Source organism: Thiobacillus sp. SCN 63-57, from assembly GCF_001725555.1.
Classification (GTDB): Bacteria; Pseudomonadota; Gammaproteobacteria; order Burkholderiales; family Thiobacillaceae; genus Thiobacillus.
In genome coordinates this window covers 1-24,032 of the sequence record NZ_MEGP01000034.1, presented here as the reverse complement: position 1 = coordinate 24,032, position 24,032 = coordinate 1, and the positions used below count along the sequence as shown (strand labels likewise).

Below are 24,032 nucleotides of genomic sequence, written 5' to 3'. Positions count from 1 at the left end.
GCCCACCGCTTTTTTATGGGCGGCCGTTGCCTGCCCGATAACTCGCCTTGCGGAATACGCCGGCACCTGACGATAATGGGCCACGAACCAGAAGACACGCCGAGGGAAAACGATGTCGGAGGCTGCCAATTCACTGATTCTGGCTACCGTTGAGCACCTGGGCCAGTTTGCGCCGTTTGACCAGATGGCCCGTGAACACCTGCTGTGGATGGCCCGGAAACTGACGCTGGGCTATTTTGCAAAGGGTGAAGTGATCCTCTCGCCCGGACAGACCGACCCGGTCCCTTTCCTCATCATCAAACAAGGCATCGTGCAGGGCGAGCAGGGCATCGCACAAACGCAAGAGGACAGTGCCTGGCTGGAACTGCACGAGGGCGAGTGCTTCCCGCTGGGCGCACTGCTCGCCGATCGCCCCGTCACCAGCGTCTACCGTGCCAGCAGCGATGTCTTTTGCTATGCCTTGCCGGCCGGCGACTTCCTGCAGCTGACCCGCCTGAGCGCAGCCTTCCACGATTTCTGCACCCGCCGCATCGCCAATCTGCTCGAGCAATCGAAGCATCTCATCCAGGCGGGCTATTCCAAAGCCAGTTCGGAACAGCAGTCGATGAGCAGCAGTCTCGCGTCCGTCATCCGGCGCGAGCCGGTGACCTGCGCCCCGGACACGTCCATCCGGCAGGCGCTGCAGCGCATGGAGGACCACGGCGTGGGCGCGATGGTTGCCGTGGAATCCCGTGTTCCCAAGGGGATCCTTACCTTGCACGACGTGCTGAGCCGCGTAGCCCTGGCCGGAATGGATCTCGACGAACCCGTCATCCGCATCATGAGCACGAATCTCATCACCCTGCCGCCCCATGCCGCCGCCCATGAGGCTGCCCTCGCCATGGCCAAACAGGGTATTCGTCATGTGCTGGTAACCGACAGCGGCCGTCTGACCGGCGTGATATCGGAAAAGGACTTGTTCAGCCTGCAGCGCGTCGGGCTGAGCCGGATCAGCACGGCCATCCGCCATGCACCCGATCTTGCGTTGCTCAAGCAATGCGCGCGCGACATCCAGCAGCTTGCCCGCAACATGTTGGCCCAGGGCGTGGCCGCCGAGCAGCTGACCCAGATCATCACGACGCTCAATGACCTGCTGACTACACGCATCATCGAACTGGAGTTGCAGGAGAGCCCGGCTCGAGGCATCGAATTCTGCTGGCTGGCGCTAGGCTCCGAAGGTCGCTTCGAGCAGACGCTGAACACGGACCAGGACAACGGCATCATCTTCGCGCTCAAGGACAACCAGGACCCCGCCGCGTTGCGTGCCGTGCTGCTGCCCTTTGCCAAACGCATCAATCTCGCCCTCGCGGAGTGCGGGTTTCCGCTGTGCGGCGGCGACGTCATGGCGTCGAACCCGAAATGGTGCCTGTCGCTCGATGAATGGCAGACCACGTTCGACAAATGGATCTACCACGGCGCCCCGATGGATCTGCTGCACTCGACCATCTTCTTCGACTTCCGTCCGCTCTACGGTGCGACCCACCTGGGGACGGCGCTGCGTGAATGGCTGCAGGCAGCCGCACCGAAGAACTCGCGCTTCCTCCACCAGCTTGCCGTCAATGCCTTGCGCAACCGACCGCCCCTCGGCATGGTGCGCGATTTCGTAACGGGTGACGATCACACCATCGATCTCAAGATGAACGGCATCACCCCTTTCGTCGATGCCGCGCGCATTTTCAGCCTGGCGACTGGCGGCACGCACACCAACACGCTGCAGCGCCTGCGCGAGATCGCCCTTCCCTTGAATATCAGCACGCGCGACGTCGACGCCTACTGCCAGGCCTTCCTGTTCATTCAATTGCTGCGCCTGCGCCTGCATCACGTGCAAAGCGAGCAGGGCACAACGCTTACCAACCGGGTGGATCCCGACACGCTCAACAACCTCGACCAGCGCATTCTCAAGGAAGCCTTTCGCCAGGCGCGCAAGCTGCAGACCAAGCTGGGCCTGGACTACCAGGTATGAGCTGGCTGCTGGATCGGCTCGTCGGCAGAAAGCCGGACCTGACCTCGCCACAAATGCAGCGCCTGGCTGCCTGGCAGGCGCTGCCGCCGCCGCGTCAAAACACGCCTTTCAATGAAAGCCGCTACGTGGTGGTAGACGTGGAAAGCAGCGGGCTCAATATCAGCCGCGATCGCCTGATCGCGATTGGCGCGGTCGCGGTGGCGAACGGACGCATCCGGCTGGACGACAGTTTCGAAATCGTATTGCAACAGGCGCAGGTCAGCGAAAAGGACAACATCCTGATCCATGGGATCGGTGGCACCGCCCAGCGGGAGGGCATGCCGGCTGCCGATGCCCTGCTCGCCTTTCTCGAATACCTGGACAAGGATCCGCTCATTGCCTTTCACGTCGCGTTCGACGAGTCGATGATCGGCCGGGCCATGCGCACCTTCCTTGGGCTCGATTTCCGGCATGCCTGGGCCGACCTGGCATATGTGGCGCCCGCGCTGCACCCACAGCTTGCCCGGCGCTATCGCACGCTGGATGACTGGATGGGCCGGTTCGGGATCGGCAATTACGCCCGTCACAATGCCCTGGCCGATGCCCTGTCCACGGCCGAACTGCTGCTGGCGTTGCGCCCTGGCCTGGCGCCGCGCGGGATGGCCAGTTTTGGGGGCTTGAAGCGGCTGGAACAGGAACACAGGCGGCAAACCCTGTCGGTCTGACGACCATGCAAAAACAAAGGCCCCCGCCGCAGCGGGGGCCTTGCCGTTTCACCCGTTATGGGTTCAGTGAGCCTGAGCCGTACCGGCACCCCGCGGGTAGCGGATGCCTTCGACCAGGTGCTGGATGTGATCCGGACACTTGGGCGTCAGCTTCATCACCACGTAGGACACCGTGAAGTTGAGGATCATGCCGATGACGCCGATGCCCTCCGGCGAAATGCCGAACAGCCAGTCGGAATCAGGCACCTTGGGCATGCCCAGCAGCACATCGCGCTTGAAGTAGATGATGTAGGCCAGGGTGAACACCAGGCCGGTCAGCATGCCGGCGATGGCGCCACCGCGGTTCATCGACTTGCTGAAGATGCCCATGACGATGGTCGGGAACAGCGAGGCACAGGCCAGTCCGAAGGCGAACGCCACCACCTGCGCGACGAAGCCCGGTGGGTTGTAGCCGAGGTAGCCGGCTACGAGCACCGCGACGGCGGCAGCGACACGGCCCGCCATCAGTTCACCCTTCTCGGAAATGTCCTTGGCGAACACGCCCTTCATGAGGTCATGCGAGATGGCGGAGGAGATCACCAGCAGCAGACCGGCGGCGGTGGACAGCGCTGCAGCGATACCCCCGGCGGCGATCAGGGCGATCACCCAGTCGGGCAGACCGGCGATCTCGGGGTTGGCCAACACCATGATGTCATTGTCGACCTTGCCGGTGAATTTCCCCTTGGCCTCGGAACCGAGTTCGTTGCCCTTCCAGCCCGCGGCAGCGGCCTTGGCCAGGAAAGCCTCGTCCTTGCTCTTGTCGTTGTAGTACTGGATGCGGCCGTCGCCATTCTTGTCTTCCCAGGCGATCAGGCCGGTTTTCTCCCAGCGCTTCATCCAGCCGGGGCGCGATTCGCCCTGGATCGCGGCATCGGGGGCGAACACGTCGCCGCCGGTGGCGACCGCAGTGTTCACCGTGGCATGCAGGTTGTAGCGGGCCATGGCACCGACCGCGGGAGCGGTGGTATAGAGGATGGCGATGAAGACCAGCGCCCAGCCGGCGGACAGACGGGCGTCATGCACTTTGGGCACGGTGAAGAAACGCACGATCACGTGGGGCAGGCCTGCGGTACCGGCCATCAGCGCCAGCGTGATGCAGAACACGTCGATCATGGTCTTGTTGCCGGTGGTATAGGCGGCAAAACCCAGATCGGTCACGGTCTTGTTCAGCTTGTCGAGGAAGTACATGTCGCCCATGTGCCCGCCCAGTCCGAGCTGCGGGAACACGTTGCCAGAGATCTGCAGCGAGATGAACACCGCCGGGATGGTGTAGGCGAAGATCAGCACGCAGTACTGCGCCACCTGGGTGTAGGTGATGCCCTTCATGCCGCCGAGCACCGCGTAGAAGAACACCAGGCCCATGCCGATGATCAGGCCGGTCGTGATGTCCACTTCGAGGAAGCGCGAGAACACGATGCCGACGCCGCGCATCTGGCCCGCGACATAGGTGAAGGAGATGAAGATCAGGCAGATCACCGCGACGATGCGCGCCGTCTGCGAGTAATACCGGTCGCCGATGAACTCGGGCACGGTGAACTTGCCGAACTTGCGCAGGTACGGGGCAAGCAATACGGCCAGCAGCACGTAGCCGCCGGTCCAGCCCATCAGATAGACCGAGCCGCCATAGCCAAGGAAGGCGATCAGGCCGGCCATGGAGATGAAGGAGGCGGCGGACATCCAGTCAGCGCCGGTCGCCATGCCGTTGATGATCGGGTGAACGCCGCCACCGGCGATGTAGAACTCCTTGGTGGTGCCAGCGCGCGCCCAGATGGCGATGCCGATGTAGAGGGCGAACGACAGGCCCACCACGACGAAAGTCAGGGTTTTCAGATCCATTGTGTGTCTCCTCGGTGTTGTGCTTATTCTTCGTGAACGTCATGCTCGCGGTCGATCTTGTCCATGCGGCGCGCATACCAGAAGATCAGACCGACGAAGACAAAGATGGAACCCTGCTGGGCAAACCAGAAGCCCAGGGGATAACCGCCGAGATGAATGCCGTCGAGCGCATCGCGGAACAGGATGCCGGCACCGAACGAAACAACGAACCAGATAACGAGTGTTACGACAAGTAGCCGGAGCGTTGCACTCCAGTACGCTTTTGCATCAAAGTCTTGTGGCTTGGACATCGACAGTTCTCCTCCCTGGTGGCTGTGATTTATGAATAAGTTGGTACTTGCTTGGGTTTATATGTTATTTCGCGCACTCTACTACACCTTTGCAACGGTATAGCCCATCCGGCTGGTCGGCGATAGTCAATTCAAACCATTCCCCGGAAAGCCCCGATGCGCTTTCAGGCAGGTCAGGCGATCGCGCGCTGACTCCTGGCGCGCTGCACAACAACCTGCAGGGAAAAATAATAGCTCCAGATAATGAATGCCGTCAGTCCCGACCAGATTGCAAACGGCAGACCGATCAGCAAGACCAGTACCCCCACCGCAAGCAGCCCCGCCCCGCACAATCCATTGATGCCCAGGACGACAGGAGCCCAGCGTTTCCCCTCTTGAATCGACCGGCCGCGCCAATCCGCCACGTAGCGATAATCCCCGCGCACCGCGATGGACCAGGCGCGGAAAAGCATGCCGATACCCAAGGGAAAAATGCCGACGAACATCAAGCGGGCAAGCCAGACAAACCAGTCATCCATGCGTTATCCAGTTTTGCGTATGAGCCAGAAACCGCATGCTCACTCATCCTTGGGCCACTTGCAACTACTCTGCCAGGCAAGCGGTAGCGTCACATTCCAAATCGGCCGTCATGAGGTCGAGCGCAGCTTCCATGTATGCATTGTGATGATCGACTGACCCGCCTGGACCGTACTGCCCGACGTATTGATGCGGCCGATGAACATCCCCTGAAAATCCGGGTCGTCGCGCGCCTGACCGGGCCGGGGGCACGTCACCATGCTTGCCTTTGTTATCCCCCGACGGCGAGCCGGTTGACCACCTTGTCCACGGCGAACAGACACCAGGCATCCTGCTCGGCCCGGGCTTTCTCTGTCTCCGTATTGACCAGGCCTTCCAGCGTGACGACGTAATTGCGCGTCTGGACATGGATCTGTTCCGGGTGGGGAATCAGGGGATCCAGTTCCAGCACCAGCGACAACGCGTCGCTGACTTCGTCGTCATTGTCCTGTTCCGGCGGAAGCACCTCCAGGCAGTCGACGACGTCGCGACAGCCAGGCGTCCACCACGCCAGCACGCCTGCCATGCGCTTGTGCGACAGGCTGAGCACCCAGCCGTCGAGGGTCACGATCCCCGCTTTCACCGAAACCAGGATATCGCCGCTGGAATCCTCGCCACCCGATTCCTGCACCATCCGGGCCCCCCCTTTCTTCACCGCACGCAGCGTGCAGTTCTTCAATTCCGCCGCACCGAGCAACGAAGCAGTCAGGCTATCCAGCATCGCACCATCGCCCTTGCGTTCGGAAGGCGCCACATGCAGGCGGTCGACCACGCCGCGCACGTTGTGCCAGGATCCCGCTATCTCCAGCGCCCGTTTCTTGGCGGCGACGCTCCCGACTTCGCCTTCCAGAACCAGCGCATCGTCGGTGGTCAACTCGATGCTGACGGGCCAGCGATGCAGATCGATGCGCGATTCGCGCTCCAGTGCCGCGCGTACGGATTTGACGGTCGAATGAGAATTCGGATGAGCGTTTTGCATGGTGGACACCTCCTCGTTCAACATAGCACACCGACACTGCCCAGCATGCCCTCCCTACTGTATGCGATGGCGGGCCAGGCGCGACGCGAAAACGCGCTTTCAGCGCGGCGCGCCCTGGCCCAGGACCTCGGCCAGCGTTTCCCGTGAAATCGTCGTTGCCTGCGCAAACCCGCCGACGAAACGAATCGTGTCCGGCACGATGACGAACAGCGAGAAGTCGGAAAAACCGAACATCGGTTCGCTCTGCGGGAAGCGCGCCAGATAAGCCGCCTTCGCGGCAGCATGCCCAGACGTGCCGGCAACCCGTTGTACCGCTTCGCCCTGCACTGTAATGCGCGCCTGTTCCTGCGCCATCACCCCGGGCACCGGCGGTGCGATCACCAGCAGACTCACCGGCGGACTCGTCAGCATGTCCTTGGTATGGGCCGCGAGCTGGCTGACATGGATGATGAAATCCGTTCCGCCAGGCAGCATGGCGAAGGGCACCATGGACACATAGGGACGGCCTTGGTGCAGCGTGCCGAGGGCGGCGACCTCCTGCGTGCGTAGCAGGTCACAGAGTATTTGGGCGTGGGCGGAGATCATCAGGGTTCAGAATCAGCTGCGCGGCTGCGGTGGACTGCCGGTCCGGCTGGCGGCGTCACGATGCGCAAACGACGGATCTGCCTGTCGTGAATGCGCGAGAGAAGCAGCATCGCCATAATACCTCCGATAAGCGCAAACAGCATGTCGGACTGGGTATCCCAAGAGTCTCCCTGCGTCCCGAGGAACTCGTCGGCCCCCTGTCCGAGCGCGACGGCCGATGCCCATTCGATGAGTTCGTAGCTCGCACTGATGGCGAGCACAACGCATACGGACAGGAAGGCCAGCATTTTCCTGCCACGGACAAATTCGCCGCGAATCAATATCTCGCGCGCAATCAGGGCCGGCACGAAACCCTGGAAGAAATGGCCGATCTTGTCGTAGGGATTTCGGCCCAGATGCAACAAGCCTTCGATCTCGAATCCGAGGGGCACCCGGGCATAGGAATACTTGCCGCCGACCATGAGGAGCAGGGCATGCACGAAAATCAGGCTGTAAAGGAGAGAGGTCAAGGGGAAGCGACGATGAGTCGCCCAGAGCACGGGCAGCGCGATCAGGACGGGAAAGATTTCGAGCACCCAGGTCGTGCGATCGAAGGGGTGGATACCGGAGAGCACCAGCAACAGCACGAGTGCTGCGGAACCGATCAGAAATAGAGAGGGGCGTAGCAAAGGGAACTCCTGCCGAAGCGCTTGATGGAAATGTTCGGTCTCACTTCATTGATGAATATCAGGGACGGCAGCCATGGCTATCTATCCTGATGATTCGTGCCGGTCTTGAGAATGCCTAGCTTCCAATATTACGGTATGGAAAAGTAGACCGGTAACAGGATCCATCGTCGCGGGATTCATGACGATCCCGATCGAACCTGCAGGGAACACCCATTCTCTTCTCCCCGCCCCGTCCCGCCACGCTGGCCGGCAGCCTCGATGCAGGCTCGCCGTGTTTCGCGAGCAGGCGATCAAACTGCGCACGGATTGGATGCGCGCACCCTACAGCGCATAGAATCGCAGCGCGGAGTCTTGGTGCCCCGCCTTTCCAATAAACGACCATCCCGCCATGCTGCCTTTTCCCGTCGAGTTCTTCTTCTTCGCCCTGACCCTGCTGGGCGTGGCCCTCATGCACCAGCGCAACTTCGAGATCGCCCTGACGGGACTCGTGGTCATCGCGCTCTACAAGGTCTCGGAGCTGGGCTACCCGCTGCTGCCCCACCTCGGACACGAAGCACCGCTGCTGCTCAACCTGCTGGGCCTGCTGCTCGGCTTCGCCATCCTCGCCAAGGTGTTCGAGGAATCGCACGTCCCCGACCTGCTGCCGCACTGGTTGCCCGACGACTGGCGCGGCGGCTTCCTGCTGCTGGTGCTGGTGGCGGTGATCTCCAGCTTTCTCGACAACATCGCCGCCGCCATGATCGGCGGCGTCATCGCACGGCGCGTCTTCCAGGGCAAGGTCATGGTGGGCTACCTCGCCGCCATCGTCGCCGCCTCCAACGCAGGCGGTGCAGGCTCGGTGGTGGGCGACACCACCACCACCATGATGTGGATCGCCGGCGTGCCGGCGCTGCACGTCGCCGACGCCTTCATCGCCTCGATCGTCGCCGTCACCTTCTCGGCCTTCGTCGCCGCCCACAAGCAGCATGCCTATCAGCCCATCCGCAAGGACTGGCCGCGCGACCATCAAGTCGACTGGGTGCGGCTGGGCGTGGTCGGGCTCATCATCGGCGGCGCCATCGCGGCCAACGTGATCCTCGGACTTCCCGCGGTCGGCGTGTGGGCGGCCATCGTGCTCGGCGCCCTGATCCGCCCGGCGCCCTGGCGCGAAGCGTTCCACGCACTCAAGGGCAGCCTGTTTCTGATCTTCCTCGTCACCGCCGCCAGCCTGATGCCGGTTGACAAACTGCCTGCAGCCTCGGTGCACACCACCTTCGGTCTTGGCTTCGTCTCGGCCGTGTTCGACAACATCCCGCTCACCAAACTCGCGCTCGATCAGGGCGGCTACGACTGGGGCATGCTCGCCTTCGCCGTCGGCTTCGGCGGCTCGATGATCTGGTTCGGCTCCTCGGCCGGCGTCGCCATCACCAACGAATTCGAGGAAGCCAAGAACACCGGGCGCTGGATCCGCGAAGGCTGGCACGTGGCGATGGCCTATGTGCTGGGTTTCTGGGTGCTGTATTTCGTGTTGGGCTGGGTTCCCGAGGTGATCCTGCACGTGGGCGGCTGAGGCCCGGAATGTCTGCAATGGCCGAGTGGACGGATGTGAAGCTCACTGCCATGACGGGGCGAATTCCCTTTCTCCCTCCCATCCAACGTTTGCATCACCGGCCTCACGGCCTTTCGCGCAGGCAAGCGGAGAAGGAGGTGGGCCTGCTGGACCATTTAGGAGCGAGCTCGCCAAGTACCGTCTTGCTCCGGTGCCAGCGCCGGGAGGCGATGGTCTGACTGGGACATGGTCACGACGCCTGTTCCATCACAAGCAAAGAGATTGCCAAATTCTTCAAGAATCGACAGCGTATCAGCGGGATCGGCCTTCAGGCTGCGACGGCCGCAGCTTCACAAAACCGGGTGGGTCGCTTATACTGCGCCCCGCATGTGAACGGCTGCTCCCTGTTTCGGCGTTTGCATTGGCATCGCAAAACAAATGCGTCGGGCTGTGCACCATGCATTTGATCTCAACGTGGTCGCATGACCGCGGACTGGCCAGTTAGCTCAGTTGGTAGAGCAGCGGATTGAAAATCCGCGTGTCCTTGGTTCGATTCCGAGACTGGCCACCACTTCCAACGGCTCGCGCTTTTCGCGGGCCGTTTTCATTTCCAGTCATCCCATTGCCCTCTCTCAGACACATCAGGCATCACCCGGGATGTACATTTGCTGAGAATCGGTACGGGGCCAATCGACTTGGCGTGACCCGGAACGCACTGAGTACGGTAAAGACTTGCTCTTGCTGACGTCATGGCAAGGACGGGCACATGACACGGGCGGGAAGGCGAGAGACGCCGGCCCGTATTGATAGCAGGGATGGCACCACGATGGGCGGCACCCTCCCCGCTTGTGTTACATCACTTCTTTTTCGCGGCTTTCTTGCCTGCGACGGCGGTCTTGAAGCCGGCGCCTGCGGTGAAACGCGGCACCGTCGACGCGGCGATCTTGATCTCGGCGCCGGTTTGCGGGTTGCGGCCAGTACGCGCAGCACGCTTGGACGACTTGAAGGTGCCGAAGCCGACGAGGGTCACGGTGTCCCCTTTCGCCACGGCCTTGACGACTGCATCAAGGATTGCGTCGAGTGCTCTGCCAGCGGCGGCCTTGCTGATGTCTGCCTCGGTTGCGGCGACTTCGATCAATTCGGATTTGTTCATAAATATCCCTTCGTTGGTTGAGAGAACTAAATACTACAAGCATTCAGGCTTCCTTGGCTTATCTGCACACAACTTCCCCTTCATCAGCCACACAAAGGGTCAGGTTCAAACCACACCATTCCTGAAGAACGGACAATAGGCGGTATTCGCAAGCAATGCTAGGGGTAGAGTCCGGCCAATTCCGGCGTGGTCGCAATTCTTCCTTTTGTGTTTCCGTCAAGGCGCGTGAGCGTTTCCGCCAACGGCTTTCCCGTCCACGTCCCGCCGGCATAACAGACCCGGTCGAGTTGCTTCAGCAAGTTTTTCGATGCGGCGTCGCCAAGTCGGTCCGACAAGGCCTGGAGACCCAGCGGCGGATCGAGCGGCCAAGTGGCACGCGCCCAGTCGAGCAGCGCCCGTCGCGCCGCGTGCGGATCGTCGTCGTGGCAGGCTTGCCGGAAGGCCTTGCGCGCATCTGCGACGGCAACCGTCGGTGTCGGGCTGCTTGCATCCGGGCTCGCCAGCGGACGGCGCCGGCGGCTGATCCCCCAGGCTGCCAACGTCCCGAGCCAGAGCACGCCAAGAACCAGACTGAGCCAGTACCCGTGGACGTTTGCCGGCGCCCGGATCTGTTCGGCGACCGACTTGGACGGATTGGCCGGCAGCAGCGGCGTGCCGGCTGTCGGGCCTGCGGACGCGGTCGTGGCAGCAACGCCGCCGAAACCGGGCAGGACAAACAAGGTACGCGCCGGCAGCTCGACTTCGCGCTGCTGGTTGCGGGTGGTATCCCACCAGTACAGATGCAGCGCAGGGATCTGATAACGACCCGAACGGCTGGCGACCAGTGCAATGTCCTGGTCGCGGGTGCCGACGACGCCGTCGCCCTGCACGCCGGTATCCAGCTTGGCCTGGTCGGGATAGGCTCGCAGGCCATCCGGCAGCGGCATCAGCACGCTCAGGTCGGGCAGCTGCGAAGCGGTGAGACCGAGCGCGCTGAGATGCACGTGGCGCGTGATGGGGTCGCCGACATGGAGCGGCCCGTTGTCGGGCTGCCAGGTCTCAGCCAGCGTCACTTTCTGCGCGGGCAGCCAGTCGTGGCCGGTGCCGCTCGCGGGACGCGGGCGCACGTCGAGAACCAGCGGGTCGGCCCGGACCCGCAACGGCCGGGTGGCATTCATCATGCCCGCGAACGGGTTGCGACCGAATACGTTACCGAAAAAGGTGTTCGTACCGAACGGATCGTTGCCGCCGCGGTCGTCCTGCACCTCGGCGTTCAGCACCGGGCCATCAAGGTGGATCTTGCCGCTGCGCTGCGGGAACAGCAGATATTTGCGCTCGATCACCCGATAGCTGCGGCCGTCGCGCGTGGTGCTGGTCTGGCTGTCCTGCCCCAGCTGCTGCACCAGTACGTCGTTGCTCGGTTGCAGCTCGAGGCTGGCCTGAAAGAGCGGCTGGTCGGTATAGAGGCGTACCGTCAGGGTGTCGGCGGCCTGGACATAGGGCTGCTTCTGGTCGAGCGTCGCAGTAAGGAAGACGTGCGCCGAGCCGCTGGCGGGCGCCGGGGCGTTGCCGGGCTGGGCGGCGGCCGCGTTTCCACCTACGGTCAAGGTGAGGGCGGGCGACGTCTCGCCATCCCACTTCAGCGGCGGCACCTGCAGCGTGCCGCCATGCTTCGGCATCAGCGTCAGGCTGATTTCGGTCTGCGCCGACATCTTGCCGTTGACGATCTGGATACTGGAGCCCGTACTGCGGCCGAGCACGTCGAAGTCCTGCTTGAGCGGGCCGAGGTCGGGCTGCTTGCCGGTCTCGCCGTCGTGCTTGAGGACGAGCTGAACGGCTTCACCCGATCCGACCTGGGTCGGGTCGAGCCAGGCACTCACTGCCGCGGATGCGGTCAGGCTGACACCGCAGAGTGCGGCAAAAACGAAGAGGCGGCATGGGGTATTCATGGTTGCGTCCCTTGCTGTCGGATGAGATGTTCGATCATGAATTTGCGCCGCAGCAGGCCACCCGGGTCGTCCGGAATGCGGCGCAGCCATTGTTCCTCGGCGAGCTGGCGCTCGCTGGGCGGGTTGGTCACTGCCTGTGGCGCTTGAGCCGTTTGCGGCTTGGCCAGTCCGGCTTCGGCATCGCTACGGGCCTGGGCGGCGGCATTCGCTGCCTGTTCCTGTTGTGAACCGTTCGCATCCGCGTTGCGGCGATCGGGCGGCGGGCTGGCTGGGCCGGCTTGCAGCTGGCGAGGCTGGGACTGTCCTTGCTGCGGCTGACCTTGTCCGGCCGGCCGGGTCTGGCTGCCGTCGGCCGGGCTCTGCCCCGGCTTGCCCGCTTGCGCCGTATTGTTTGATGACGGCTTCGACGTCTCGCCGTTCTGCGAGCCGGAGTTCTGTTTCTGCTGGCCCTGGTCGCCCTGTTTCGGACTGTTCTGGCTCGTGTTTCCCTGCTGGCCCTGGCCCGAGGTGGGTGGCGGCTTGGGCGGCTGCTTCTGCAGGGCCTTGGCCACCAGTTCGCGATTGTGCCGGGCATCGCGATTGTTCGGGTCGCGCGCCAGCGCCGCATCGTAGGCCTGGATCGCCTCCTGCAGGCGACCGGCACGCGCCAGCGCATTGCCCCGGTTGTACTGGCCGTCCGTGTCATTGAACGCACTGAAATCCTGCGCCGCTTGTGGAAAATTGCCGGCCTGCAATTCAGCATAGGCCTTGCGGCGCGGGTCCCGGAACAGCCGGGACGCTTCGGCCGGCTTGCCTTGGTGCAACAGTTGCTGGGCGCGCTGGTCGGGCGTACGCCACAGGTTGTCCCAGGTCGGACTCGCTTGCGCCGCGGCCGCCCACAGCAGCAACCCGGTCAACCACAGGCCGCGCATCACAGCCACCCCCGTCGTGCCAGCAGGCCGGCAAACAACAGCAGGAACGGCAACAGCCAGACCCCGCCGTCCAGCCAATGCGCCACGCGGATGTCCTGCGCGGCCCGCGTCATGCCGGCACGACTGGCGCGGGCCTGGAGGTCGCCGACCAAAGCGGTCAGGCCGGCCGCGTCGACATAGTGCCCGCCCCCCGAGGCGGCCAATTGCCGCAGCCGATCGACGTCGAGCGGCCTGGCATTCGACTGGCCCGTACGGACGAAGCCGCCCCCCCGGGCGCCGACCCCCACGACGTTGACGGCGATGCCGCGCGACCGCAGTTTCCCGGCAGCGTCGAAGGCAGCGGCCGGGTCGGCGAAACCGTCGGTCACCACCACGACCTGGCCCGACTGGCTCCCGCCATGCGCCAGCAGTTTGCCGGCCTGTTCGAGCGCTGGCGCCAGATCGTCGCCGCGCGTCGGCATGATGCCCGGGGCGAGAGGCGGCAGCAGGGCACGTACGGTGGCGACATCGTCGGTCAAGGGCGTGACGGTATAGGCCTCGTCGCTGAACACCACCAGGCCGACGCGGGCATCGTGTGCTGCATCCAGCAGGTCGTCGAGCGCATAGCGGGCACGGGTGACCCGGTTCGGCGCCAGGTCGGCCGCGGCCATCGACGGCGACAGGTCGAGCACCAGCACCCAGGCTGCATTGCCACGATAGGCGGGAGAAGGCGCGCGTTGCCAGCTGGGCCCGGCCAGGGCCAGCGCCGCCAGCGTCCAGGCCAGCGCCAGCCACAGCCACGGCGAGCGTCCGGGCTTGCCGTCGCCGGCCAGACGTAGCGCCGGCAGCAGGTCGGGGTCGATGAGCCGAGCCCAGTCGCCATCGCGGCCGCGACGCCGGGCGAGCCAGACGCTGAGCCCCCAGAGCACGGGCAAGGCCAGCAGCCAGAACGGCCGCAGGAAGTGAAACTGCTGCATCAGCGCCATGCGCGTCCGCTCCACAGCACGGCCGGCAGGCTCAGCAACAGCGCCAGCCCCAATGGCCACGCGAACCATTCGTCGCGCGGGCGATACCACTGCTGGCGCGCAGCGCTCGGCTCCAGTCGGTCGATGCGAGCGTAGACCTGTTCGAGGGCGGCGGCATCGGTGGCGCGGAAGTATTCGCCGCCGGTTGTCTTGGCGATGCTTTTCAGCGTGTCCTCGTCGAGGTCACTGTTGCCGCTGATACCGAAGAAGCCATCCTGCGCGGCGGCGCCGACGCCGATGGTGTAGATGCGCAGCCCGGCTTGTGCGGCCATTCTGGCCGCTTCGAGCGGCGGCATGGCGCCGGCGTTGCTGCTGCCGTCGGTCAGCAGGATCAGTACGGTATCGCCCTTGTGGCCCGCCCTGGCCGGGTCCGCTTTCAGCCGCTTGATGGCAAGGCCGATGGCGTCGCCGATGGCGGTCTGCGTGCCGGCCACGCCGATCATGGCCTCGTCGAGAAATTGGTCCACCGTGTTGAGATCGGGGGTGAGCGGCGCCTGCAGATAGGGCCGGGTACCGAACAGGATGAGGCCGACCTGGTCGCCGTGACGGCGGCGGATGAAATCGCCGGCCACTTTCTGCACCACCTGCAGGCGAGTTGCGCCGCCCGCCATGTCCTGATTGGCCATGGACCCCGACACGTCGACCGCCAGCAGCAGGCGCCGCCCGGTGGCGGCGACCGCTTCGGGATCGCCCAGCCACTGCGGCCGGATGGCGGCGAGAACCAGCAGCAGCCAGACCAGGGCGAACAGCAGCTTGCGCGGCCGCGACACCGGGCGCCCAACCGGCAGCGAAGCATCCGCCACGGCGGCGGCGAAAGGCAGGAACAACGCCGCGCCCTGCGGCTGGGCGGGCGGCAGCCAGCGCGCCAGCAGCCAGGGCAACGGCAGACACAACAGCATCCAGGGCCAGGCGACGTGGATCATCGACGCGTCCCCAGGAAACCGCGAACCCCTTTCAGCCAGCGGGTGCGATCGGCTGGGACCGGGCTGCCGTAAGCCGCGCGCAGCAGCGCCTGGCCCACGTCGCCCGCCAGATCCTTGCCGCCGTGCGCGACGACGAAGTCCAGCCAGGCCGCCCCGCTCAGATGTGCGACGGTTTCGCGGCCGTAGGCGGCCACGGCATAACGGCGCATCAAGTGTTCCAGTTCGCCTGCCAGGCGGGCATCGTCGTTCGTGCTCCCTTCCAGGCGTTTGAGTTCGCGCAGGGCCGTACGGCGCAGGCGGACGGGCGGGCGGCGAACCCTGTAGACCAGGCCGGCAGCGATCAGCCCGAGCAGCAGTGCCAATCCCCACCAGCCCGGCGCCAGTGGCCACCAGCCCGGCGGGGGCGGCGCATGGGCCGGCGCCAGTTGGGACAGCCAGTCGGCATTCATGCCGCCCATGCCGTTTCCCTGAGCAGCGGCGGCAGCGACTCGGCCACGGCATCCGCGGTATCCAGGTGGGTCAGCGGCAAGGCAAGCCGGCGGGCCAGGGCATCCAGCCGCTGCTGCCGCGCCGCCCATTTTTCCTGCCAGGCGTCCCGGCTGCGCGCGCCATCGAGCCACCAGAGCCGGCCGGGCAGGCCGGCGCGATACAGGCCGGCGGGCAGGCCGTTGCGCTCCAGTGGATCGGTCAGCGCCAGCAGCCGGCAGTCGCTGTGCGTGCTCAGCGCGGCCAGGGCGGATTCGGTGCGCGCGTCCAGCGCGCTGAAATCGCTCAGCACCAGCACCAGACTGCCGGGCTGCAGCAACGGCCGCAACCCGGCCAGCAGGGCATTCAGGCTGCCGGCATCGGGCACGCCGGGCGCCTGCGGCTGCGCCTCGACCAGCGCTTCGAGCACGGGCAGCACGCCGGCCTCGCGGCCTCGCGGCGGGAAGATGCGCGGCAGGTCCGCACCACCGGCGATCAGGGCACCGAGGCGGTCGCCGCCCAGCACCGCGACCCAGGCCAGCAGGGCCGCCGCACTCAGCAGCAGGGCGGACTTGAGCTGGCGGCGGCTGCCGAAATAGAGGCCGGGATGCAGGTCCGCGAGCAGCCAGACCGGCCGCTCGCGTTCCTCGCGGAACAGTTTGGTGTGTGGCCGGCCGCGCCGGGCGGTGACGCGCCAGTCGATGGTGCGGGCATCGTCGCCGGGCGCATAGGGCCGTACCTCCTCGAATTCCAGGCCGCGGCCACGCTGCGCGCTACGGTGCGAACCCTGCAGCAACGCCAGTGCGGGACGGTGCGCATGCAGGCTGAGACCGCGAGCGGGACCGCGTAGCGCGACCAGTTCCGCCAGATCGGGCAGGCTCACGGGGCGGGCACCTGCTGCAACAATTCGGCGACGCATTGCTGGGCGGTGACGCCGCGTGCCTGCGCGGTGTAATCGAGCAGCAGCCGGTGGCGCAACGCGTCCGGGGCGATGGCCTGGACGTCGTCGGGGCTGACGTAGTCGCGTCCATCCAGCCAGGCCAGTGCGCGGGCGCCGCGCTCGATGGCGATCGCCGCGCGCGGACTGGCGCCCCAGCGCAACCATTCGGCGAGGCCGGCACTGTATTTTTCCGGGCTGCGCGTGGCCTCGACCAGGGCGGCGATGTACTCCGCCACCGAATCGGCCAGCGCCAGATCGAGCACTTCGCGGCGCGCAGCGAGGATCGTTTCCTGGCTCAGGCGGCTGGGCGGCGGCGGCAGCTCGCGCGCCTCCCGGGCCTCGCGCCGCGCCAGCTCCATGATGCGCAGGGTGGTGGCGCGGTCCGGGTAGTCGACCCGGGTGTGTAGCATGAAGCGGTCGAGTTGCGCCTCGGGCAGCGGATAGGTGCCTTCGTGCTCGATCGGGTTCTGCGTGGCCATCACCAGGAACAGGCGCGGCAGGGGATAGGTGGCGGCGCCGACGCTGATCTGCCGTTCGGCCATGGCTTCGAGCAGCGCGGACTGCACCTTCGCGGGCGCGCGGTTGATCTCGTCCGCGAGGATCAGGTTGTGGAACAGCGGGCCGCGCTGGAAATGGAAACCGCCTTCCTCGGGCCGGTAGATGTCGGAGCCGGTGAGGTCGGCCGGCAACATGTCAGGTGTGAACTGCAGGCGCTGAAAATCGCCTTCCAGGCCGTGCGCCAACGCCTTGATGGCGCGGGTCTTGGCCAGCCCGGGCGGACCTTCGACCAGCAGGTGACCATCCGCCAGCAGGGCCACCAGCAGGCGTTCGACCAGGCTTTCCTGGCCGAGGATCTGGTCGTTGAGATAGGTGCGCAGGCCGTTGAGGGCAGCGAGCGCGGGGGGAGTGACTGAGGCAGTTGCGGCGTCCACGGCATCCTTCCGATCAGGCGTGTTGTTGAGTTGCCTGATAGAGAAGCGCGGCATGGCCACGAAGTTCCCGAACACCTGCCCGGCCACGCACAGACAGGTCGACGCGATCTGCCCTATCATGCTTGGCGAACCAGGCAGACCGGTCGACCCGCTCGAAGGACGTACCATGAAAATCAAAATCATCCTGATCATCGCCGCGGTCGCCGCCGTGCTTGTCGGCGTCGGCTGGTTCTGCAACGAAGGGACTCCACCGCAGAACGAACTGACCCTGCACGGCAACGTGGACATCCGCCAGGTCGAACTGGCTTTCAACGCCAGCGGCCGTATCGCGCAGATCCTGGCGCAGGAAGGGACGCGTGTGAAAGCCGGGCAATTGCTGGCCAGCCTGGACACCGAGCGGCTGCGCCTCTCGCGCCAGCAGGCCGAGGCGCAAGTAGCCGTCCAGCGCCAGGTGGTGGCGCGCTATCTGGCGGGTTCCCGCCCGGAGGAGATCCGCCAGGCCCGCGCGCAGCGCGACGCGGCCCGGGTGACGGTGGCAGACGCAGAAGCCTATTACCAGCGCCAGGCGGATCTGGTGGCCCGTAAATTCATCTCGCAGCAGCAGGTGGACAGCGCCCGTTTCGCGCTCGACAAGGCGCGCGACCAGTTGAAGGCGGCCGAGGAAACGCTGCGCCTGGCCGAACTCGGTCCGCGCAAGGAGGACATCGCGGCAGCGAAGGCGACCCTCGCCGCCAACGAGGCGACCGTGGCCGTGCTCCAGCGCGACCTTGACGAAGGCGAACTGCACGCACCCTCGGACGGCGTGATCCAGAACCGCATCCTGGAGCCGGGCGACATGGCCTCGCCGCAGAAACCGGTGTTCACCCTGGCGCTGACCGATCCGGTCTGGGTGCGCACCTGGCTGACCGAACCGCAACTGGGCCGCGTGCCGGTCGGCGCGCGCGCCTGGGTGCAGACCGACAGCCATCCCGACAAGCGCTACCGCGCTTGGGTCGGCTATGTCTCGCCGGCCGCCGAGTTCACCCCCAAATCAGTGGAAACCGCGGAAATCCGTTCCAGCCTGGTCTACCAGGCCCGCGTGTTCGTCTGCGAAGGACAAGGCGAGCTGCGCCTGGGCATGCCTGCCACGGTGACCATTCCGCTCGACCAGGCACCGCCGGCGCAGGGCGCGGCCCCTTGCACGGACAGCAAATAGGCAACGCCGTCATGGACGCTGCGCCGATCCTGGAAGCGGTTGACCTGGCCCGGTCCTTCGCTTCCGGCCACCAGCGCACGCAGGCGCTGGATGGCGTGAGCTTCGCCATCCGCCCCGGCGTGGTGACCGGGCTGATCGGGCCGGACGGGGCAGGCAAGACCACCCTGATGCGTCTGGCGGCCGGGCTGCTGGTGCCCGACGCCGGCAGCATCCGCGCGCTCGGCCTGGATTCCACCCGCGAGTCCCTCGCGGTGCAGGCTGCACTCGGCTACATGCCGCAGCGCTTCGGCCTCTACGAGGATCTCAGCGTGCAGGAAAACCTCGACCTCTACGCCGACCTGCAGGGTGTGCCCCATACGGCACGCGCCGAACGCTACGCCGAACTGATGCACATGACCGGCCTCGGCCCCTTTACCCGCCGGCTGGCCGGCCGGCTGTCCGGCGGCATGAAACAAAAACTCGGCCTCGCCTGCACCCTGGTGCGGGCACCGCGCCTGCTGCTGCTCGACGAGCCCACCGTGGGCGTCGATCCGGTATCGCGCCGCGCGTCGACCGCCTGGTAAAGAACGAAGGGATGAGCGTGCTGCTGTCCACCGCCTATCTGGACGAGGCGGAACGCTGCCAGGCCGTGATCCTGCTCGACCGGGGGAAGATCCTCGATCAGGGCCCGCCGGCGACGATCAGCGCGCGCATGACGGGCCGGACCTGGGCCGTCCGCGTCGCCGGAAAACGTCCACGCGACCTGCAAGCCACGTTGACGGGCCAGGCCGGCGTGGTGGATGCCCTGGTCCAGGGCGATCACGTGCGTCTGGTAACGCAGACGGCTGACGATCCGGCGCAGCTGACCGGGTTGCCCGGCCTGCAGGACGCCCACATCGACGCCGTGCCGCCACGTTTCGAGGATGGCTTCATCGATCTGCTGCATACCCGCAACGACCCGACGGCCGCCCCGCATGGCGTACCCCGCGTCGACGCGTTGCCGCAACGTACCGGCGCGGACGATGCACCGGTCATCCAGGTGGACGGCCTGCGCCGCCGCTTCGGCAGCTTCTGGGCAGTGGACGGGATCAGCTTCGACGTGCGGCGCGGCGAGATTTTTGGCCTCCTGGGCGCCAACGGCGCCGGCAAATCCACCACCTTCCGCATGCTCTGCGGCCTCCTGCCCGCCAGCGCCGGCAGCCTGCGCGTGGCGGGACTGGACCTGCGCCACGCCGCCTCCACGGCACGCGGCCGCATCGGCTACATGTCGCAGAAGTTCTCCCTCTACGGCAACCTGAGCGTGGCGCAGAACCTCGATTTCTTCGCCAGCGCCTACGGCCTGACAGGCACGAGGCGCGAGGCACGACGCGACTGGGCGCTGACGGAGTTCGAGCTGTCGCCCTACGCCGAACGGCTTTCCGCCGACCTCTCGCTCGGCTACAAGCAGCGCCTGGCGATGGCCTGCGCGCTGATGCACCAGCCCGAGATCCTGTTCCTCGACGAGCCGACCTCGGGCGTCGATCCGCTGGCCCGGCGCGAATTCTGGCTGCGCATCAACGCGCTGGCCCGCGCCGGCGTGACGGTGCTGGTGACCACCCATTTCATGGAGGAGGCGGAATACTGCGACCGCCTCGCCATCATGGCCGCCGGCCGCATCCTCGCGATGGACGAACCGGCCGCCATCAAGGCCGGCGCTCGCACGCCCGAGCAGCCCGAGCCCAGCATGGAAGACGCCTTCATCCGGCTGGTGGAAGCCGCTGACGCGGCGAAGGAAGCGGCATGAGCGCCGCGCAGAAGCCGTCCTTGCGCGGCGGCGGCCTGATGCGCCTGAAAGGCCTGGTGCGCAAGGAGTTCCTGCAGATCGTGCGCGACCCGAGCAGCATCGCCATCGCCTTCGTCATGCCGATTTTCCTGCTGGTGCTGTTCGGCTACGGCGTGTCGCTCGACGCCGACCACGTCCCGGTGGCCCTGGTGGCGGAAACCCCTTCGGCGGATACGGCGGACTTTTTCGCCAGCCTGGAGAGCAGCCATTATTTCGCGCCGTTGCATGCCCGCACGCTTGCCGCGGCGGAGCAGGCGCTACGCGAAGGCCGGGTGAACGCCATCGTGCATCTGCGCGCCAACTTCGCCGAGCAGCTACGACGGTCCGACGGCGCCCCCATTCAGGTCATCGTCAACGGCGTCGACGCCAACACCGCGCGGCTCACCCAGGGCTATATCGAGGGCGCCTGGGGCAACTGGCTGGCGCGCCGTACCGCGAGCCAGGGACAGGCGCTGGCCACGCCGGTGCAGCTGGAGCAGCGGGTGTGGTTCAACAGCGAACTGCGTAGCCGCAACTATCTGGTGCCGGGTCTGGTGGCCATCATCATGACCCTGATCGGCACTCTGCTCACCGCCCTCGTCATGGCGCGCGAATGGGAACGCGGCACGCTGGAAGCGCTGCTGGTGACGCCGGCCAGCATGACCGAAATCCTGCTGGGCAAGATCATCGCCTACTTCGTGCTGGGCACCGGCGGCATGCTGCTGACCGTCGGCCTCGCGGTGGGGCTGTTCGAGGTGCCGATGCGCGGCGCGTTCTGGCTCTTGTGGGCGTGCGCCTCGCTGTTTCTGCTGGCGGCGCTCGGCATGGGCCTGGCCATTTCCGCGGTGGCACGCAACCAGTTCGTGGCGGGGCAGGTCGCCATCATCGGCACCTTCCTGCCCGCCTTCCTGCTGTCCGGTTTCATCTTCGACATCGACAGCATGCCGACCGTGGTCCAGGGCATCACCCACGTCATCGTCGCGCGCTATTTCGTGTCCATCGTGCAGACGCTGTTCCTCGCGGGCGACGTGTGGTCGGTCGTATTACCCAATGCGTTCGCCCTGCTGCTCATGGCGGCGATCTTCCTCGGCATCACCTGGCGCAAGTCTCGAAAGCGACTCGAATGACAGGGCCCGCGACATGCTGATCCGGCTGCTGGCGCTCATCCACAAGGAATTCCTTGCCCTGCTCAAGGATCCCCGGAGCCGCATGGTGCTCATCGTGCCGCCGATGATCCAGCTGCTGGTGTTCGGCTACGCCGCCACCTTCGACCTCAAGGACATTTCCTACGCCCTCTACAACGAGGATCGCGGCACGGCTTCGCGCGAGCTGGTGGCGGCATTCGACGGCGCACCCGCTTTCCACCGTGTGGCCACGCTCCATGCCGAAGGCGAGGTCGCGCCGCTGGTGGACAAGCGGGCTGTGCTGGTGGTGCTCCGCATCGGCCCGCGCTTCAGCGCCGATTTGCAATCGCGCGGCAGCGCGCCGGTGCAGGTCATCGTCGACGGCCGCAACTCCAATACCGCCCTGATCGCCCTGAATTACGTACGCGCCATCGTGGATGGCTTCAACCGGGAATGGATCGCCGCGCACGGCCTGCCAGCCCCGCCCGCCCGCCTGGAAACACGGGCCTGGTTCAATCCCAACCTGGAAAGCCGCTGGTTCTTCATTCCCGGCATCATCGGCATGCTCACCCTGGTGACCACCATGCTGGTGACGGCGCTGACCGTGGCACGCGAGCGGGAGCAAGGCACCTTCGACCAATTACTGGTCACACCGCTGCGACCCGGCGAGATCCTGCTGGGCAAGGCGCTGCCGGGATTCATTGTCGGCATGGTGCAGGGCACGGCGATCCTGCTGATCGCCACGCTGTGGTTCAAGGTGCCGCTACTGGGGAGCCTGCCCGCGCTCTACGCCGGGCTCGCGCTGTTCCTGCTCTCGGGGGTGGGGGCCGGCCTGCTGATTTCCTCGCTGGCGGTGACCCAGCAGCAAGGCCTCCTGGGCGCCTTCCTGTTCATGGTGCCGGCGGTGATTCTGTCCGGCTTCGCGACGCCGATCGCCAACATGCCGGCGTTCGTGCAGACGATCACGCTGATCGATCCGCTGCGTTACTTCCTGGTGATCCTGCGCAAGGTGTTCCTGGAAGGCGCCGGCTTCGACGTGCTGATGGGCCAGTTCTGGCCCATGGCCGTGATCGGTGGCGTGTCGCTGATTCTCGCCAGTTGGCTGTTCCGGCACCGCCTGTATTAAGAAGTACACCTCTGCTTGTTGTTTGAGGCCGCAATGTTGAAAACGGGCCGACCGCAAACGACCCTAAGCGGAAGTTAGTCCGTTATCTGATTACGACTTCTCTCGAGTCGTAAGCCGACGTTCAACGTTTGAGTTAACCGGCTGGACGCCGCAGGCGACCAGTCCGAGCGACGCGAAGCGGCGCGGTGTTGAACGATTGGTTAGACGGCCGGCGTTTCATTTTTTATGCAAGCGAGAAGATCTACAAGTGACAACTCGGCGGAACTGAACGATTTGACGAATTCGACATATGCGTCGTGTCTCTTCTTTCGAGTGATTTGTCCTGAGTTGCTAATCACCTGAAGCTGGAAATGAACAGAATCTTCGTCTGTTGTTTTTCCCACGACTAAGACGGGGTGAGACCCCGTTTGATGGTGTGCGAACGCGTTGCGCAGCGCCATGACTTTGTGTAAGGCATCTTGATCTAGCCTGAAACTCACATTTTGGGCAACCGCCATAGCGATTTTAACTTTGGAACCGATCGGCATGATGGAGCTATCCAAGACCACGTCCCAGAAGAACATGAAACGATCTTTGTGCGGACTACAATAATTTTCGATTACTTGATTGAGCAAGTTCTCGATGTAGGCCGTTCTGTTGACGATCTCGATTACCTGTTGTTCTTCGATGTCCATATGCCAGGCTGCGTTTATTAGATTGCCGTCTAACGTTCAAATTCACCAGGCCACGGAAGCGGGTGAAGCCCGCTGTAGTGGGTCGGGTGGAATGCCGTGTTAGGCATCGTTGTTCTGAAGCCAAGCGATGACATTGGCAGCATTTTCATTTGGCGGAAAGACGGGATAGAACACTTTTCTTATTGAACCGTTTTTGATAATGAGGGTGAGCCTTTTGATGAGGCGTAACGAGTGATATGTGAACGTTGGCAACCTCAATGCGGTTGCTAGCTCAAAATTGCTGTCACTCAATAACTCAAAAGGTAAATGGAGGCGCTGAACAGCTTCTTTCTGGTCTTCCGAGGATTGCGAGCTAACACCATATACCTTAGCTCCTGATTTGAGTAAGTCGGCATGATGATCACGAAATGAACAAGACTGTGGCGTGCATCCCCTTGCGCCAGGGATCTCGTTCCAACCAATCATCGGAGGGGCGTCCGGTCTCCCGGTCATGGGGTAGAAGTAAACAACGGATATTCCACTTTCTAGCCCGATATTAATCTTGGCGCCTAAAGTGCTCGCTAGAGCGATGGCTGGCATATCCGCACCTTCCAAATGGGCACATGCACCATCGTCTTCGGGGACTGGCAAATCATCAGGCAGGACGAGCAGATTCCGGGTGTTCATTTGTTTTCCTTGTGTTCAGCCTAAC

General features: G+C 64.7%; 24 protein-coding genes and 1 tRNA gene. 9 read left to right on the top strand and 16 right to left on the bottom strand.

Annotated elements, in window-relative coordinates:
- Positions 1-112 precede the first annotated feature (112 nt).
- A complete protein-coding gene (locus ABT23_RS12830; protein ID WP_296635988.1) occupies positions 113-2,002 on the top strand; it encodes a DUF294 nucleotidyltransferase-like domain-containing protein in 1,890 nt (629 codons plus the stop codon).
- Positions 1,999-2,706, top strand: coding sequence for a 3'-5' exonuclease (locus tag ABT23_RS12825; RefSeq protein WP_296635986.1), 708 nt, complete (start codon positions 1,999-2,001; stop codon positions 2,704-2,706). The genes ABT23_RS12830 and ABT23_RS12825 overlap by 4 nt, the downstream gene beginning before the upstream one ends.
- A gap of 63 nt (positions 2,707-2,769) precedes the next feature.
- On the opposite strand, the gene ABT23_RS12820 is transcribed toward ABT23_RS12825, so the two are convergent.
- From ABT23_RS12820 to ABT23_RS12795, 6 genes are all read right to left on the bottom strand, one after another.
- Positions 2,770-4,581 (bottom strand): sodium:solute symporter family protein, encoded by a 1,812-nt coding sequence (locus ABT23_RS12820; RefSeq protein WP_296635985.1) that lies wholly within the window; start codon positions 4,579-4,581, stop codon positions 2,770-2,772.
- A gap of 23 nt (positions 4,582-4,604) precedes the next feature.
- A complete protein-coding gene (locus tag ABT23_RS12815; protein ID WP_296635982.1) occupies positions 4,605-4,871 on the bottom strand; it encodes a DUF4212 domain-containing protein in 267 nt (88 codons plus the stop codon).
- A 173-nt stretch (positions 4,872-5,044) separates the two neighbouring features.
- Positions 5,045-5,389, bottom strand: coding sequence for a hypothetical protein (locus ABT23_RS12810; RefSeq protein ID WP_296635979.1), 345 nt, complete (start codon positions 5,387-5,389; stop codon positions 5,045-5,047).
- Positions 5,390-5,658: 269 nt separating this feature from the next.
- The gene (locus tag ABT23_RS12805; protein ID WP_296635976.1) at positions 5,659-6,405 is read right to left on the bottom strand and encodes a BON domain-containing protein; all 747 of its coding nucleotides are present in this window, start codon (positions 6,403-6,405) and stop codon (positions 5,659-5,661) included.
- 99 nt (positions 6,406-6,504) lie between these two features.
- The gene (locus tag ABT23_RS12800) at positions 6,505-6,990 is read right to left on the bottom strand and encodes a pyridoxamine 5'-phosphate oxidase family protein (protein WP_296635973.1); all 486 of its coding nucleotides are present in this window, start codon (positions 6,988-6,990) and stop codon (positions 6,505-6,507) included.
- On the bottom strand, positions 6,990-7,616 hold the full coding sequence (locus tag ABT23_RS12795; protein ID WP_296635970.1) for a DUF2238 domain-containing protein: 627 nt from the start codon (positions 7,614-7,616) through the stop codon (positions 6,990-6,992). Before ABT23_RS12795 ends, ABT23_RS12800 begins: the two co-directional genes overlap by 1 nt.
- 430 nt (positions 7,617-8,046) lie before the next feature.
- Here ABT23_RS12795 and ABT23_RS12790 point away from each other — a divergent pair, with 430 nt between their 5' ends.
- Positions 8,047-9,207, top strand: a complete 1,161-nt coding sequence (locus tag ABT23_RS12790; RefSeq protein WP_296635967.1) for an SLC13 family permease — start codon at positions 8,047-8,049, stop codon at positions 9,205-9,207.
- Positions 9,208-9,681: 474 nt separating this feature from the next.
- Positions 9,682-9,757: transfer RNA gene (locus ABT23_RS12785), tRNA-Phe, on the top strand.
- A gap of 285 nt (positions 9,758-10,042) precedes the next feature.
- On the opposite strand, the gene ABT23_RS12780 is transcribed toward ABT23_RS12785, so the two are convergent.
- The 8 genes from ABT23_RS12780 to ABT23_RS12745 form a co-directional block, all read right to left on the bottom strand.
- Entirely contained in the window at positions 10,043-10,339 is a 297-nt protein-coding gene (locus ABT23_RS12780) for an HU family DNA-binding protein (protein ID WP_018509203.1), read from the bottom strand.
- Between the two features lie 158 nt (positions 10,340-10,497).
- Positions 10,498-12,267 carry a BatD family protein gene (locus tag ABT23_RS12775; RefSeq protein WP_296635964.1) on the bottom strand — a complete coding sequence of 590 codons (1,770 nt, stop codon included), beginning with the start codon at positions 12,265-12,267 and terminating at the stop codon, positions 10,498-10,500.
- Positions 12,264-13,178 carry a tetratricopeptide repeat protein gene (locus ABT23_RS12770; protein WP_296636060.1) on the bottom strand — a complete coding sequence of 305 codons (915 nt, stop codon included), beginning with the start codon at positions 13,176-13,178 and terminating at the stop codon, positions 12,264-12,266. Before ABT23_RS12770 ends, ABT23_RS12775 begins: the two co-directional genes overlap by 4 nt.
- Positions 13,178-14,143 carry a VWA domain-containing protein gene (locus ABT23_RS12765; protein ID WP_296635962.1) on the bottom strand — a complete coding sequence of 322 codons (966 nt, stop codon included), beginning with the start codon at positions 14,141-14,143 and terminating at the stop codon, positions 13,178-13,180. The genes ABT23_RS12770 and ABT23_RS12765 overlap by 1 nt, the downstream gene beginning before the upstream one ends.
- Positions 14,134-15,105, bottom strand: coding sequence for a VWA domain-containing protein (locus ABT23_RS12760; protein ID WP_296635959.1), 972 nt, complete (start codon positions 15,103-15,105; stop codon positions 14,134-14,136). Before ABT23_RS12760 ends, ABT23_RS12765 begins: the two co-directional genes overlap by 10 nt.
- Positions 15,102-15,563, bottom strand: coding sequence for a DUF4381 domain-containing protein (locus tag ABT23_RS12755; RefSeq protein WP_296635957.1), 462 nt, complete (start codon positions 15,561-15,563; stop codon positions 15,102-15,104). Before ABT23_RS12755 ends, ABT23_RS12760 begins: the two co-directional genes overlap by 4 nt.
- Positions 15,551-16,453 (bottom strand): DUF58 domain-containing protein, encoded by a 903-nt coding sequence (locus tag ABT23_RS12750; RefSeq protein ID WP_296635955.1) that lies wholly within the window; start codon positions 16,451-16,453, stop codon positions 15,551-15,553. Before ABT23_RS12750 ends, ABT23_RS12755 begins: the two co-directional genes overlap by 13 nt.
- Positions 16,450-17,562: a MoxR family ATPase gene (locus ABT23_RS12745; protein ID WP_296635953.1), complete on the bottom strand. Its 1,113-nt coding sequence runs from the start codon at positions 17,560-17,562 to the stop codon at positions 16,450-16,452. The genes ABT23_RS12750 and ABT23_RS12745 overlap by 4 nt, the downstream gene beginning before the upstream one ends.
- A gap of 46 nt (positions 17,563-17,608) precedes the next feature.
- Here ABT23_RS12745 and ABT23_RS12740 point away from each other — a divergent pair, with 46 nt between their 5' ends.
- The 5 genes from ABT23_RS12740 to ABT23_RS12720 are packed head-to-tail and all read left to right on the top strand — an operon-like array spanning position 17,609 to position 22,667.
- On the top strand, positions 17,609-18,637 hold the full coding sequence (locus ABT23_RS12740; RefSeq protein ID WP_296635951.1) for an HlyD family efflux transporter periplasmic adaptor subunit: 1,029 nt from the start codon (positions 17,609-17,611) through the stop codon (positions 18,635-18,637).
- Positions 18,638-18,648: 11 nt separating this feature from the next.
- Entirely contained in the window at positions 18,649-19,200 is a 552-nt protein-coding gene (locus ABT23_RS12735) for an ABC transporter ATP-binding protein (protein ID WP_296635949.1), read from the top strand.
- An 11-nt stretch (positions 19,201-19,211) separates the two neighbouring features.
- Positions 19,212-20,399: an ATP-binding cassette domain-containing protein gene (locus ABT23_RS12730; protein ID WP_296635948.1), complete on the top strand. Its 1,188-nt coding sequence runs from the start codon at positions 19,212-19,214 to the stop codon at positions 20,397-20,399.
- Positions 20,396-21,544: an ABC transporter permease gene (locus ABT23_RS12725; protein WP_296635945.1), complete on the top strand. Its 1,149-nt coding sequence runs from the start codon at positions 20,396-20,398 to the stop codon at positions 21,542-21,544. The genes ABT23_RS12730 and ABT23_RS12725 overlap by 4 nt, the downstream gene beginning before the upstream one ends.
- Positions 21,545-21,557: 13 nt before the next feature.
- Positions 21,558-22,667, top strand: coding sequence for an ABC transporter permease (locus ABT23_RS12720; RefSeq protein ID WP_296635943.1), 1,110 nt, complete (start codon positions 21,558-21,560; stop codon positions 22,665-22,667).
- A gap of 200 nt (positions 22,668-22,867) precedes the next feature.
- Here the strand turns inward: ABT23_RS12720 and ABT23_RS12715 are convergent, their stop codons facing one another.
- Both ABT23_RS12715 and ABT23_RS12710 read right to left on the bottom strand, forming a co-directional pair.
- Positions 22,868-23,341 carry a hypothetical protein gene (locus ABT23_RS12715; RefSeq protein WP_296635941.1) on the bottom strand — a complete coding sequence of 158 codons (474 nt, stop codon included), beginning with the start codon at positions 23,339-23,341 and terminating at the stop codon, positions 22,868-22,870.
- A gap of 99 nt (positions 23,342-23,440) precedes the next feature.
- Positions 23,441-24,007, bottom strand: coding sequence for a peroxiredoxin (locus tag ABT23_RS12710; RefSeq protein WP_296635937.1), 567 nt, complete (start codon positions 24,005-24,007; stop codon positions 23,441-23,443).
- Positions 24,008-24,032: the final 25 nt, after the last annotated feature.

Excerpts from the sequence above, each read along its gene's own strand:
- ABT23_RS12755 (WP_296635957.1), bottom strand. The coding sequence starts at position 15,563 with ATGGGCGGCATGAATGCCGACTGGCTGTCCCAACTGGCGCCGGCCCAT.
- ABT23_RS12715 (WP_296635941.1), bottom strand. The coding sequence starts at position 23,341 with ATGGACATCGAAGAACAACAGGTAATCGAGATCGTCAACAGAACGGCC.
- ABT23_RS12830 (WP_296635988.1), top strand. The coding sequence starts at position 113 with ATGTCGGAGGCTGCCAATTCACTGATTCTGGCTACCGTTGAGCACCTG.
- ABT23_RS12725 (WP_296635945.1), top strand. The coding sequence starts at position 20,396 with ATGAGCGCCGCGCAGAAGCCGTCCTTGCGCGGCGGCGGCCTGATGCGC.
- ABT23_RS12735 (WP_296635949.1), top strand. The coding sequence starts at position 18,649 with ATGGACGCTGCGCCGATCCTGGAAGCGGTTGACCTGGCCCGGTCCTTC.
- ABT23_RS12825 (WP_296635986.1), top strand. The coding sequence starts at position 1,999 with ATGAGCTGGCTGCTGGATCGGCTCGTCGGCAGAAAGCCGGACCTGACC.
- ABT23_RS12780 (WP_018509203.1), bottom strand. The coding sequence starts at position 10,339 with ATGAACAAATCCGAATTGATCGAAGTCGCCGCAACCGAGGCAGACATC.
- ABT23_RS12815 (WP_296635982.1), bottom strand. The coding sequence starts at position 4,871 with ATGTCCAAGCCACAAGACTTTGATGCAAAAGCGTACTGGAGTGCAACG.
- ABT23_RS12745 (WP_296635953.1), bottom strand. The coding sequence starts at position 17,562 with ATGATAGGGCAGATCGCGTCGACCTGTCTGTGCGTGGCCGGGCAGGTG.
- ABT23_RS12760 (WP_296635959.1), bottom strand. The coding sequence starts at position 15,105 with ATGATCCACGTCGCCTGGCCCTGGATGCTGTTGTGTCTGCCGTTGCCC.
- ABT23_RS12800 (WP_296635973.1), bottom strand. The coding sequence starts at position 6,990 with ATGATCTCCGCCCACGCCCAAATACTCTGTGACCTGCTACGCACGCAG.
- ABT23_RS12740 (WP_296635951.1), top strand. The coding sequence starts at position 17,609 with ATGAAAATCAAAATCATCCTGATCATCGCCGCGGTCGCCGCCGTGCTT.
- ABT23_RS12770 (WP_296636060.1), bottom strand. The coding sequence starts at position 13,178 with ATGCGCGGCCTGTGGTTGACCGGGTTGCTGCTGTGGGCGGCCGCGGCG.
- ABT23_RS12775 (WP_296635964.1), bottom strand. The coding sequence starts at position 12,267 with ATGAATACCCCATGCCGCCTCTTCGTTTTTGCCGCACTCTGCGGTGTC.
- ABT23_RS12710 (WP_296635937.1), bottom strand. The coding sequence starts at position 24,007 with ATGAACACCCGGAATCTGCTCGTCCTGCCTGATGATTTGCCAGTCCCC.
- ABT23_RS12820 (WP_296635985.1), bottom strand. The coding sequence starts at position 4,581 with ATGGATCTGAAAACCCTGACTTTCGTCGTGGTGGGCCTGTCGTTCGCC.
- ABT23_RS12790 (WP_296635967.1), top strand. The coding sequence starts at position 8,047 with ATGCTGCCTTTTCCCGTCGAGTTCTTCTTCTTCGCCCTGACCCTGCTG.
- ABT23_RS12730 (WP_296635948.1), top strand. The coding sequence starts at position 19,212 with ATGAGCGTGCTGCTGTCCACCGCCTATCTGGACGAGGCGGAACGCTGC.
- ABT23_RS12720 (WP_296635943.1), top strand. The coding sequence starts at position 21,558 with ATGCTGATCCGGCTGCTGGCGCTCATCCACAAGGAATTCCTTGCCCTG.
- ABT23_RS12810 (WP_296635979.1), bottom strand. The coding sequence starts at position 5,389 with ATGGATGACTGGTTTGTCTGGCTTGCCCGCTTGATGTTCGTCGGCATT.
- ABT23_RS12805 (WP_296635976.1), bottom strand. The coding sequence starts at position 6,405 with ATGCAAAACGCTCATCCGAATTCTCATTCGACCGTCAAATCCGTACGC.
- ABT23_RS12765 (WP_296635962.1), bottom strand. The coding sequence starts at position 14,143 with ATGGCGCTGATGCAGCAGTTTCACTTCCTGCGGCCGTTCTGGCTGCTG.